This is a genomic window from Psychrobacillus sp. NPDC093200, assembly GCF_050280345.1.
Taxonomy (GTDB): domain Bacteria; phylum Bacillota; class Bacilli; order Bacillales_A; family Planococcaceae; genus Psychrobacillus; species Psychrobacillus faecigallinarum.
The window spans coordinates 1,041,827-1,054,458 of sequence record NZ_JBNNVC010000002.1; the positions used below are offsets into that span (position 1 = coordinate 1,041,827).

Genomic DNA, 12,632 nt, shown 5'->3' on the forward strand with positions numbered 1-12,632 from the left:
ATACCTACAAAAAAATAAAAACCGCAGACAAACTAGAAATTGTCTAGTTTGCCAGCAGTCATACATATCTTTAATTTATATTTGGAACTTTAAACGACTCGCTCACCTTGTCTAGTATAGGCTTCAATCGTTTAAATAGAACAACCATAACAATTGTAACTATAATACCTTTTATCAGATTAAACGGTAAAATACCGTAAATGATAGAATTAAATAAAGCTGTTCCTGTTTCCGCTGGGAAGTTTAAAAAGTACGAATACATTGGTAAGAAAACGTAATAATTTAACAGGCTCATACCAAGAGCCATACAAACTGTCCCGACGCCTAAGCCGTAAGCAATCCCTTTAGAGGAAGAAACTTTACGATAAATGACATAAACAGGTGTCAAAAACAAAATACTAGTTGCGAAGTTAGCCATATGACCGACTGGAACGCCTGTGGGACTTCCTGAAAAGAACCAATCTAGTACGTTTTTCATGAAAGCTACAATGATTCCTGCAACTGGCCCCATTGTGATAGCAGCAATTAACGCTGGGATATCACTGAAGTCAATTTTCAAATAAGCTGGTAAAACTGGTAACGGAAATGCAAGCAGCATTAAAACGAAAGAAATACTACTTAGCATTGCGATTGCAATAAGCATTCGCGTCTTACTTTTTGCCATAAATCCTCTCTCCTTTTGCGATTCACTCCACAAGAAGAAAGGTTCAGTTCGTTATCAATACTCAAAAAATCCCTTAAGCAAATAAAGCTTAAAGGAGAAAAAGGTACACTTAAATAAGCGTATCCGTATAAGAGCATACGAAAAACGACTGCACCTTCACCTTCTCCCATCCAGACTATACTGTCGGCTTTGGAATTTAACCAAATCCTGCCTTTTACGGCTCGCGGGCTCAAGAAAAAACTCTTCTAATACCGCCGATCGGGAATTTCACCCTGCCCCGAAGATGAATCAATATTTTATTGTCATTCAAGATTATCTTGAATTACAATCATTTTATCAAACTATATTAATATATGCAATACAACTGTTTCGATTTAAGTATATTAACAGATGAACCTTTTTTATGAAATTAAAGTACAGTGATTTTTTGTTCACCTTATATATAACTGTAATAAATAACTCTTTCCGACTATAAAACTTGCCTGAACGGTCATAAATTTTTCTATCCGGTTATAAATCTCGTCCGAACGGTCATAAATTTTTCTATCCGGTCATAACTCTCGTCCGAACTGTCATAAATTTTTCTATCCGGTTATAAAACTCGTCCGAACAGTCATAAATTTTTCTATCCGGTCATAACTCTCGTCCGAACGGTCATAAATTTTTCTATCCGGTCATAAAACTCGTCCGAACAGTCATAAATTTTTCTATCCGGTTATAACTCTCGTCTGAACGGTCGTAAATTTTTCTATCCGGTTATAAAACACTTTTTTCGTATAAAAAAACCAATAAAAAAATCGACCGACTAATTAGTAGGTCGATTCTTTATTATTCAGTAGTTCATCATGTACCCATTAGGGCCAATTGGGATTGGTAAAGTAGCTGTCAAATCAAATCGATCCCATTGCTTCTGTACAACATTTTCTAGACGAACTGTTTTATCGAAGCTTGCAGCTGTTAATGTAAAGGCTTCAATCATAAGAATAGAATCTTCATATTCCAATGTTGCCAAATCTAATGCTTCGTCAAATGTTATTACAACCGTGTTGCCTTCCTCTGATACCTCATAACTAACATCTTTCGGTACAACAGTCGTATAAAGATCATTTGCTGATTTTGGCATATCTTTAAAAGCATTCTCAAACTTAGCATCCTTTGGAACAAGGAATGTCAGTCCGCTATTCATTGTGTGTTTAAAATACATTCGTTCTTTGTTTCCGCTTGCCAATTCCTTTTTCCCTATTACTCCTACTTGGTCCCAATTGATAGCTGTGCCATCCTCACTTAATCGTTCCAGGAAGGAAAAATCCGTAAAAATATGACGGATTGTATCAGTATACACTCCGGAAGTAGCTGAAGCAGCATCATAACCATGCCCTTTAGGTAAATAGTGTTGAAGCGTATCGCCATCTGAAACTAAATTACCTTGCAAGGGCAAATATTCCTCGAACCCTAGAGCAGATTCATCTATAGTGCTTGCATATTTTTCATATAACTGAAGACTATTTGGCAATCCGTCAGTAAAATCTTCGTTTATTTTATCCTTAGGTATAATTATTGTGATTGGGTAAGCTTCTGCCCCTTCTGTTACAGAAAAATGAAATGGAATTCCATCATTTAAATCATCTTCATATACAGTTCTAGCGTTGTTAAAGGCTTGAACTGGCACTAATTCACTTTCGACAGCTAAAGAATTGACTACATCATTTGAATTTTCTATAGCCGCATCTTCCTTGGCTTCCATTCCGCCCTCTGTTGTTTCTACCTCAGAGGCAGGAGCAACGTCCAACGTTCTCAACATGTCCGATTTGTCTGTAGCCTGTTGCTGGATTGCAGATTTTTCACTACTTGTGCCCAAGTATGAAGAAATTAAGAACGTTAACAACAAAACAGAAGCAACAGACACTAAAAGTGGCATCCATTTAGAAAACCATTTATTATTTCGTATGACTTTATTTAAATCGGAAGAATCCATTTCTAACTTCACTCGATTGTATACTTCATCCTTCGAACGATTATCTGTGAACTTGGGCATGTTGTGTAAGAGCTCATCTAACGCTTTATTCTTTTCTTCTTGATTACTCATGTAAAACATTACCCTCCTTTTGTTTATCAGATAATTTTTCTCGAAGTGATTTAATAGCTCTATGCTGAGTAGTCTTTACCTTACCTTCTGTCCAATTTAATACTTGTGCGGTTTCAGCAATGGACAGCTCTTGAAAATATCTCATAATGACTACCATTTTCTGATCTCCAGTACATGTATCTAAAGCTAGTAGCAAGGCTTTCATTTCATCATTTAAAACAGTAAAATCCTCCGGCAACATGTCTTTTGATGCAAGCTGTGTAGATTCCCAGTCAAAAGCATCAAACATTCTTTTCTTTCTAACGGAATGCTTTCGAAAATGATCAATAGCTACATTTTTTGCAATTGAAAATAACCATGTTTTCTCGGAGCTTTTTCCCTCAAATTTACTGTAAGCTCTTAGAACACGAACATAAACCTCCTGGACCAAGTCTTCCGCAGTTTGTCTATCTTTAACTAGATAGATCAAAAACTGAAAAACGTCTTGATGATAGGTATCATACAAGCGGTGGAAAACGGAGTCATTCATAATGCTCCCCCCGTTCTTTCAATTAGTCGTTTCATCTCCCGATTTGTTACATTAGCTTAATGGCAATTGAATAATAAATGTTGTGCCTACCCCGACTGTGCTTTCTGCTGATAGGTGACCTTCGTGTCTTTCGACTATATTTTTCGCAATAGCAAGGCCGAGGCCAGTGCCAGCTTTCCCTCTAGTTCTAGCTTTATCGGCTTTATAAAACCGCTCAAAAATATAAGGTAAATCCTCCGCAGGTATACCAAATCCAGTATCTGATACCTTTATAATGATTTGGTTTTTGGATTTCTCTAACAGTACGGAAACAGAGCCTTCTTCCGGAGTATGCCTTAAAGCATTATCAATTAAGTTCGTTAAAACCTGTTCCATACGATCTTCGTCTATCTCAATTTCGATTAATTCCTCAGAAGGTATATTGTGATCAAACTTTAAGCTAACATTACTTTCTTTCGCAGCTTGGTCAAATTTTTGGGTAATCCTTTCGATTACCGAAACAATTTCTGCTTTTTCTTTGTGTATGCTCAAATAACCTGATTCAAGTCTCGCTAAATCTAATAACTCTGTTACAAGTCTACCCATACGTTTAGATTCATCATAAATAACCCGAATCATTTCATTTTTGTCTTCTTCTGTCGTGACTATTTCATCGATAATGGCTTCACTGTATCCTTGCAGCATAGAAATAGGTGTTCTTAGCTCATGAGAAACATTAGCGATGAAATCTGAACGCATTTTGTCTAATCTATGTTGCTCAGTCATGTCGCGCAATACGACCACTGCCCCACGAACAGATTCATTGCTATAAAGAAGGCTGATCGACACAGAGAAGTATGATCCTCTTATTTCTAATTCCTCATCTAATTCTTCTTCTAAATGCAATACATGCTCTAGAAGATGCTGAAGTTCATCAGGTAAATCTGATTTGTTAGCAATGTCATTTTCTTCATGCCATTTATTTAACAGTTGGTCAGCCTGTGGATTACTTACCTGTACTTGAAATTCTTTGTTGAAAGTAATTACGGCATCTGTCATAGAAGTAAGAATACTTGAAAGCTGTTCCTTTTCCTGATTGATTACCTCCACATGATGCTTTAATTGCTTACCCATTCTGTTAAATGCAGAGCCAAGCTCCCCTATCTCGTCTCTTTGCGTATAAGGTACCTTCGTTTCAAAGTTTCCTTTAGCTAGCTCTAAAGCCGCCTCTCGCATCGATCGAAGGGGAGATGTGATTTTAGAAGAAAGGAAGAAAGTAAGCAAGGTTGTAAGTAACAGAGCTATAAATCCAGACAGAAATACAATTTTTGTCGTATTATTAGAGGTTTTATTTACAACTTCTAAGCTTTGATAAATAAAAACTGCTCCATGAACCTGTTCGTCAGCTTCTAGAGGAGATGCCAAAATTATATAGTTTTCCATTCGATTTTCTTCTGTCATGGATGGCATTAGCATTTTCTTAATAATTGTTTTATCCGAAGTATAAATCTTGGAAAGCTGCTCGTCTTCTAATATTTTATCATTGATAACTTCTTTATTGAGACCCTCTTGAACGGAGAGGAATACAGAATCTGCATTTCTTACAATTAATGTATTTGTTTCCGAGCCTAAAATATCACTAATAATGGAGAGGGAATTCTCTAGATTTTCTTGCTGTTCTACAATTTTCCCTATAGTAGCAGCTTCTTGTCTAAGAATTTCTTCCGCTTGTTCTGTATGAAAGTCTTCTAAAAATTCTAGCATTAGGACTGTAACGATAAACAACACAAATAAGACGAGAAGCAATATGGTTCCCCATAGCTTCCCGACCACACTATTCCAAATCCTATTCATTTCCTACCTCGAATTTATAGCCAACTCCCCAAACAGTTACAATCATTTTCGCAGCTTTTTCAGAAACTCTATTTAATTTTTCACGTAATCTTTTTACGTGTGTATCTACTGTACGTAAATCTCCAAAGAAATCGTAATGCCAAACTTCTTTTAACAGCTGTTCCCGATCAAAAACTTTATCTGGCGCTTTAGCAAGGAAGTAAAGCAATTCATATTCTTTTGGAGTTAAGCTAACTTCTTCACCATCTGCAGTGACTCTATGTGCATCATGGTCAATGGTTAAATGAGGAAATACAACAATATCCTTAGAAATGGAAACTGTCTGTGATGGAGAAAATGCTGCTGATCTTTTCAGAAGTGCCTTTACTCTAAGAACAACCTCTCTTGGACTAAAAGGTTTTACAATATAATCGTCCGCTCCCAATTCAAAGCCTTCTACACGATTAGCTTCTTCGCCCTTAGCTGTTAAAAGAATAACTGGTGTGTCTTTATGTTCTCGAAGCTCTGTAATAACCTCTATACCATCTTTTTCAGGCATCATAATATCTAGGAGAATACAATTATATTCATTTTCTAAAGCGAGTAAAAGAGCAGCTTCTCCGTTTTCAGCTTCCTCTACCATATACCCTTCTCTTTCTAAATACATTTTCAACAAACGACGGATACGTTCTTCATCATCTACTACTAAAAGTTTTATCATTTCTGACATTTAAATATCATACCCTTCTATCTACATCTATTCTATATTGTACAATTACTTAACATAAAAGAAAAGAAAAGCTCTACATTCTGCTGAATGTAGAGCTTTTTGACACTACTTTTGACTTACTTATGCGTATGAGTGAAGACCCGCAATGATTAAGTTTACAGCAATAAGGTTAAACATAATGATGATAAAACCTATTAATGCCAACCATGCAGATTTTTCACCTTGCCATCCTTTTGTCAATCTTAAATGTAAGAATACCGCATAGAATAACCATGTGATAAGAGCCCAAACTTCTTTTGGATCCCAGCCCCAGAAACGAGACCAAGCTTCATGAGCCCATATCATTGCAAATATTAGAGCCCCTAATGTGAATACAGGAAAGCCAATTAATACAGAGCGATACCCGATTTCATCCATTAGTTGAGAATTAGCTTTTTTAGCTAATGGCTGTAAAACTGTAGCAATACGTTTACGTAAGATTAATCGAAGTAATCCATAAAGTACTGTACCGAATAGGACTGCCCATACAACAGTCGTTAACTTCTTACCATTAATTAAAGGTGGAACTTCAATTAGCGGTTCCATAGCCCCATCAGTAATAACCTCTGATTCATTCATACCAAATAGTGCTGGTAGGTTATATTCTATATCATGTGGATTTCCTTCTTTGTCTATATAAGAATATTCTGCTGAATAATCTACTGCAGAAAATGAAACAGTTGAAATAACGAAACCTAAAACTAAAACTAAAAGGTACATGGTTGCTTCTATCCAAAAACGTTGCTTAGACGGTTTTGTTAGGTCGATATTTTTTAGTAACCATATTAAACCCGCTACTGCACTGATTGCTAATATAGCTTCACCAAGTGCTGCTGTAATAACATGAATAGTTAACCAGTGACTTTTTAGAGCTGGGATTAATGGAGTGATATCCTTTGGGAACATGCTTGCATATGCAATGATTAGCACTGCTATAGGCAATGCAAAAAGACCAAGAGCAGGAGTTTTATAGATAAAGTGAATAAGTATAAAAGCTCCTACTACAAGCATTCCGAATGCTGTAGTAAATTCAAATAAGTTACTTACTGGTGCATGTCCAGCAGCAATCCAACGGGTAATAAAATAACCCAAGTTAGCTACAAAACCAATAATCGTCACTATAATTGCTAAATTTCCCCATCGTTTATATGAATTTGTAGCTGCTGCACTTGAAGATTTGACTGCTCCACCAAATAAAAACGTAGCAACCAAATAAGCGACAAACGCTACAAACAATAAAGTCTCACTTACAGAAACCATTGTCATTTTATTTTACACCTTCCTCTGTTTCCTCTTTTTCTTGTTTTGCATCTAAATCTTGCTGATCTTCGTATGGTGGTATATTGGTTATCTTCGAAACCTCATCGATATCCTTCTTAACGCTCATCCAGTTTTTGTTCGTATGAGCAGCTACTACCATCTGTCCATCCTCTAAATATTGAAGCCAAATACGTCTATGGTTCCAATAAGACCCTTGTGCAACACCAATCATAAAGATAAGTCCACCAAGCATTAGAATAGGAAGTGTTAAATCTTTGCGAATTGTAAGACCTGACATATCTCTAGTTTCTACACTTTCAAATTTAACTTTATATTCTGTTTCCCCTAAAGGTTCTAATGTATTTTGAATCATGACAAAACTAGTTTCACCTTTTGGATATTCCGGGCTGTACATTTTCACTAAAAATGCAGGATTCTTAGGCTCAGGAGTCTCTGATTGAGGTTCACCATCTACAAAACCAGAAAAATTAGCGTAGTAGTCTACGATTTCTACCTTATAACCATCATTTAACTCGTACATACTTTGTGGATTTGATAACTCCACCGTAAACTGACCATGATCAGTACCAGTAGCTTTGTCCTCCAAATGGAAAGTCATAGACTTTAATTCATTAAGACGGAAATCCATCTGGAACACAGAGAAATTATCAAATTTCAAAGGTTCATTAACCTGGATGGACTCTTCCTTCACTAACTTTAAGTCTTCGGGATGACCAGCGACTGCATCATCTGGCCCTTTATATAAAGCTACATCCGTTTGATAATTTTTAGCAATCGATCCCACTCTATCAAGTGCTTCACCAAAAACTTCTTCTGACTCTTCTTTTGTATATGTTTCATAGATGAAATCCTTACTCTCTAAGAAATAACCATCTGTTTGTGGTATGTAAAGAGTTTCTCCTTCTCTTATCCACATAGTTTCATCTACATAAAACCCTGGGATTGCACGTAGCATAACACCAAACAGGAAAAGTATTAAACCTAAATGGTTTACGTAAGGCCCCCATCTGGAAAAACGACCTTTTTCTGCAAGAATTGCATTTCCTTCTCGTTTAACCTTATACTTCATTGACTTAAGCTTTTCTTCCGCCTTCTCAAGAGATTCGACAGGAGCTTCTACTTCTGCTGCGCCGAATACACGCTGACGTTTCAAAAAGCTAATATGTCTTTTTGTTTTTTGTTTTTTAAGAGATTTGTAAAGTGGTATTACTCTATCCAAACTTGCAATGACTAAAGAAATACCTAGCATTCCCACTAGCGTTTGGAACCACCAGGAGCTATAAAGATCAGAAAGTCCTAATTCATAATATAATGTTCCAAACCATCCATACACTCTCTCATAATACGCTGCAATATCTTCTTCTCTCGTTGCAGGAACATAAAAAACCTGTGGCAGAATAGTTCCTATAGCGGCAGCTATTAGGATAGCAACGATAATCCACATTCCGACTTTTACACTAGAGAAGAAATTCCAGATTTTATCAATTATTGTTTTGTTATAGGTTTGAGAACGTCTTGCAGACCCTTCATATCTCATATCAACAATCTTTTGTTCTCTCGATTGTTGACTTAAAGGGCGTCCACAGCTTTCACAAAGCTCTGTACCTGCAGGGTTGACGTGCCCACATTTACAAACTATCTTGTCCATCTAAAAGACTCCTTTAGGAAGGTTTGATTTGTTCCATGAAATTTGCAATATCTTGCTCGGTCATCTCACCTTTAATAATCTTTTCTATCTTACCTTCCGGGCTAATCAAAAAGGTTGTTGGTAGCGGATCAATATTATAGGAATCCAACAAGCTTTTGTTTTGATCGATTGCAATAGGAAATGTTAAGCCATAACGGTTAGCAAAACGATTTACCTTTAAATCCGATTCTCCAACATTAATAGCTAGAGTCTGAACACCTTGATCTTTGTAGACATTGTACTGATTGTCCATTGCAGGCATTTCCTTTGCACAAGGTTTACACCAAGTTCCCCAGAAATTTAAAAAGATGCCTTGTCCTTTGTAATCAGAAAGCTTATGCTGTTCTCCATTCGTGTCTACCACATGGAAATCCGGTGCTTTATCGCCGACTTGTAAAACTGCATTTTTTTCTTTAGTCACGTTAGAGAAAATTGTAAATACAATTGCTAGTGTAAGTACTACTAAAATAACTGCTCTTATGTAAAAACGTTTTTGTTTGGATTGAGCCAAATTTATTTCCTCCATTCCATGCATTGCCGACAATATTATATCAAAATTAATGTCCAAATTGAGAAGGACTTATGAAGGCTTTGTGAACTTTTCATTGTTATTTACCTATTTTACCTGTTTCAGCAAGAACTCTGAGCTGTTTTACCTCATGAGTTGTTAGTTCTCTCCACTCCCCTGCATTTAAACCATGCAAAGTTAGAAAGCCAAATCGTTCTCTTTTTAGTTTTTGCACAGGAAAACCAATTGCATCGAACATGCGTCGTACTTGACGATTTTTTCCTTCATGGATAGTGATTTCTACAATCGACTTATTCGTTTTCTTTTCAGAAGACAAAAGCTTTACCCTTGCCGGTGCGGTCTTGCCGTCTTCTAAGACAACTCCACGCTCAAGAGGTCTTAATTGTTCCTTAAGTGGTATTCCTTTAAGTCTCGCCACATAGGTTTTGTCCACTTTAAATTTAGGGTGGGTCAACGCATACGAGAAATCTCCGTCATTTGTTAAAAGTAGTACTCCTGACGTTTCGTAATCTAATCTTCCTACTGGATATAGGCGTTCTGTAACATGAGGCAATAAATCCGTCACGGTTTTCCTACCTTTGTCATCCGTTACTGCAGAAATAACTCCTCTTGGCTTATAAAGTAAGTAGTATTTTTTTTGTTCCTTCTCTAACTTTACTCCTTCAACCTCCACCGTATCAGAGTCAGAAACTTTTGTACCTAATTCCTTCACTACTTTACCGTTTACTTTTACTTTTCCTTCCAAAATTAACTCTTCAGCTTTTCTTCTAGAAGCAACACCTGCGTGTGCTAATACTTTTTGTAATCTTTCCAAGTAATTCACCTCGTCCATTCTTTCCATACATGAGTGAATTATGTCACACTTTTACATAAAATAAAAGAAGACAGTCTTTTGGAAAAACTGTCTTCTCAAAATTATTTGACTTTCTTCACATTAAATTCTAGTGCAACATCTTTATCAATCATTACTTTCCACAAATAAGGCTTTTTCTCGTTGTTATTACGAGGAATAATTAGAACATTATTCAACTGATCCTGTTCCTCTTTATTCAACAATAAATAATAGTCTTTTTTTACTTCTATTACGTCTTTTTGAAATAGCTGATATTTCCCTTTTTCCACTACCTTAACATTCTCATAGTTTTGAAAGACTTGCTCAGCCAAGGAGACATGAGTATTCCAATCATTCGAGTGGTTCAATGTCACTACTATAACTTCCTTATCCTTATCTTTTAAATAAGTGACAAGGGTTCTTCCTGCTCTCTTCGTATAGCCAGTTTTTCCGGCAACGGTGTACTCGTTGAAGTGCATTAGTTTGTGCTTATTTCTCCATTTGATCGAACGTTCCTCTGGCACAAAATTTTTGGCGGAGGAGATTTTTTTAAAGTCTTCATTTTGGAGTGCTAAACGGAACATATTAGCCATGTCATGTGCAGAAGCGTAATGATCGTCATTGTGTAAACCTGACGGATTCGTAAAGTGAGAATGATCTAACCCTGCTAATTCAAACTTCTCGTTCATCAGCTTAACGAAACCCTCTAATGACCCTCCTGTATGCTCTGCTAAAGCGTATGCAGCATCATTTCCTGATTGAAGCATAAGACCATGCAGTAAGGAGTTAACTGTCCAGACCTCACCAGGCTGTAAATAGAGCGAGGAACCCTCCTGGGCAGCAGCAACAGAAGAAATTGTGATCTCTTCATCAAGTGTGGCATTATCCAACACAGTCAAAGCCGTCCAAACCTTTGTAAGACTTGCAATAGGCAACTCTACATCCGCATTACTTCCAAGCAATAGTCTTCCTGTCTTAGCATCAATAACAGCATAGGAGGATGAGGTTGCATGGGCATTACTAATATTTATTAAAAGAAAAAACAAAACTAGTATAAACGCTTTTTTGTAAATGGAAAATACTCCTTTTTCATTTATTTCTATCCTTCAAATGCCTCTTGAAACTTTGTCATAAACAAATCGGTGTCTCCCATATCGTCTACTTCCACATCTTCTGGTAAAGGAGGCAATGCACTTATATCTTTTAAACCGAAGTACTGTAGGAATTCCTGTGTGGTGCCGTACAAGATAGCTCTACCCGTTCCTTCTGCACGTCCAACTTCTTGAACTAGTCCTTTAGCAGATAAAGTATGTATCGGTCTTTCTGATTTCACTCCTCTTATATCCTCTATTTCTACCCTTGTAATAGGCTGCTTATATGCGATGATAGCCAAAACCTCCAAAGATGCCTGAGATAGAGATTGAGTAGTAGGATTTTCAACTAGCTTTTGAATACAATCCACGTTTTCTTCCTTCGTTACTAATTGATACGTGCCAGCAAGTTGTTTAAGTTGAATTCCTCTTTCCTCAGAATCTTCATATTCCATCATAAGCGAGTCTAAAGCTTCTCTTACATTTTCTTCATCTTCCTCCGTTAAAAATGCAAGCTGTTTCTTTGTTAAGCCATCTTCTCCACTAACAAATAAGAGGCTTTCTATTTTACTCTTCAATTTCTTCATATATTTCTATTTCCTTTCCTAGTTGAACAAATAAATCTTCAAAATTTTTCTTCTGCTCAACCTTGACCGCCTGTCGTTTCATAAGCTCTAATATTGCCAAGAAAGTAGTAACAATTGTTGTTTTATCTCTAGTAGGGAAAAGCTCATAAAATGACAGTCTTCCATTATGCTCTTTTAATGTAGAGATTACATTATTCATCGACTCTCGAATGGAGACCTCTTGTTTACTTACGCGAGTATGGAGAGGAGCATTTAGCTGTTTTCTCCGAAGCATCTTCTGGAAAGCACCAAGCATATCGTAAACATTTACTTCAAGATCAAACAAGGCCAATTGCTGATTGCTTTGATAGCCACTCAAATCCGTAGGAGGCTTAGTGTAAAATAGATTTCGAGTTTCTTCTAACTCTTGCAAATTACTAGCAGCTTCTTTGTATTTCTTGTACTCTATTAATTTAAGAACTAACTCGTCCCTAGGATCGTCAAGATTAATATCAAAATCATCTTCCAGTTGATCATCCTGATGAATCGGAAGAAGCATTTTACTTTTAATAGAGAGCAAGGTAGCGGCCATCACTAAGTATTCACTTGCTTCATTTAACTCCAGCACACGCATCGCATGTATGTGTTCCATATATTGCGTGGTGATTTCGGCCATTTTAATATCATATATATCTATTTCCAAACGATTTATTAAATGTAATAATAAATCGAGTGGACCTTCAAATGCTTCTGTTTTTACTTCGTAAGACATAAAACTCCACCTAA

Annotated in this window: 11 protein-coding genes, 1 pseudogene and 1 riboswitch; all 12 genes and pseudogenes read right to left on the bottom strand. The window is 36.6% G+C overall.

Going from position 1 to position 12,632, the window contains the following annotated elements:
• Positions 1-70 precede the first annotated feature (70 nt).
• On the bottom strand, positions 71-664 hold the full coding sequence (locus ACQKNZ_RS12955; protein ID WP_144536946.1) for an ECF transporter S component: 594 nt from the start codon (positions 662-664) through the stop codon (positions 71-73).
• A gap of 154 nt (positions 665-818) precedes the next feature.
• Positions 819-953: riboswitch (FMN riboswitch) on the bottom strand.
• 543 nt (positions 954-1,496) lie between these two features.
• Positions 1,497-2,750 carry a hypothetical protein gene (locus tag ACQKNZ_RS12960; protein WP_154310945.1) on the bottom strand — a complete coding sequence of 418 codons (1,254 nt, stop codon included), beginning with the start codon at positions 2,748-2,750 and terminating at the stop codon, positions 1,497-1,499.
• Positions 2,743-3,285, bottom strand: a pseudogene (sigX, locus tag ACQKNZ_RS12965) (RNA polymerase sigma factor SigX); the annotation flags it as partial. The gene ACQKNZ_RS12960 and the pseudogene sigX, both read right to left, overlap by 8 nt.
• 45 nt (positions 3,286-3,330) lie before the next feature.
• On the bottom strand, positions 3,331-5,112 hold the full coding sequence (locus tag ACQKNZ_RS12970; protein ID WP_154310946.1) for an ATP-binding protein: 1,782 nt from the start codon (positions 5,110-5,112) through the stop codon (positions 3,331-3,333).
• Positions 5,105-5,821 carry a response regulator transcription factor gene (locus tag ACQKNZ_RS12975; protein ID WP_144536954.1) on the bottom strand — a complete coding sequence of 239 codons (717 nt, stop codon included), beginning with the start codon at positions 5,819-5,821 and terminating at the stop codon, positions 5,105-5,107. The genes ACQKNZ_RS12970 and ACQKNZ_RS12975 overlap by 8 nt, the downstream gene beginning before the upstream one ends.
• A 120-nt stretch (positions 5,822-5,941) precedes the next feature.
• A complete protein-coding gene (gene ccsB, locus ACQKNZ_RS12980; RefSeq protein ID WP_151110195.1) occupies positions 5,942-7,126 on the bottom strand; it encodes a c-type cytochrome biogenesis protein CcsB in 1,185 nt (394 codons plus the stop codon).
• A gap of 1 nt (position 7,127) precedes the next feature.
• A complete protein-coding gene (resB, locus tag ACQKNZ_RS12985; RefSeq protein WP_151110197.1) occupies positions 7,128-8,789 on the bottom strand; it encodes a cytochrome c biogenesis protein ResB in 1,662 nt (553 codons plus the stop codon).
• Between the two features lie 13 nt (positions 8,790-8,802).
• Complete coding sequence (gene resA, locus ACQKNZ_RS12990) at positions 8,803-9,339, bottom strand: thiol-disulfide oxidoreductase ResA (RefSeq protein WP_305076191.1); 537 nt, start codon at positions 9,337-9,339, stop codon at positions 8,803-8,805.
• Positions 9,340-9,436: 97 nt separating this feature from the next.
• A complete protein-coding gene (locus ACQKNZ_RS12995; protein WP_144536961.1) occupies positions 9,437-10,171 on the bottom strand; it encodes a pseudouridine synthase in 735 nt (244 codons plus the stop codon).
• A gap of 101 nt (positions 10,172-10,272) precedes the next feature.
• Complete coding sequence (locus ACQKNZ_RS13000) at positions 10,273-11,235, bottom strand: D-alanyl-D-alanine carboxypeptidase family protein (protein ID WP_191697443.1); 963 nt, start codon at positions 11,233-11,235, stop codon at positions 10,273-10,275.
• A 53-nt stretch (positions 11,236-11,288) separates the two neighbouring features.
• Positions 11,289-11,867, bottom strand: a complete 579-nt coding sequence (gene scpB / locus ACQKNZ_RS13005; RefSeq protein ID WP_144536965.1) for an SMC-Scp complex subunit ScpB — start codon at positions 11,865-11,867, stop codon at positions 11,289-11,291.
• On the bottom strand, positions 11,848-12,618 hold the full coding sequence (locus ACQKNZ_RS13010; protein WP_144536967.1) for a segregation/condensation protein A: 771 nt from the start codon (positions 12,616-12,618) through the stop codon (positions 11,848-11,850). The genes scpB and ACQKNZ_RS13010 overlap by 20 nt, the downstream gene beginning before the upstream one ends.
• Positions 12,619-12,632: the final 14 nt, after the last annotated feature.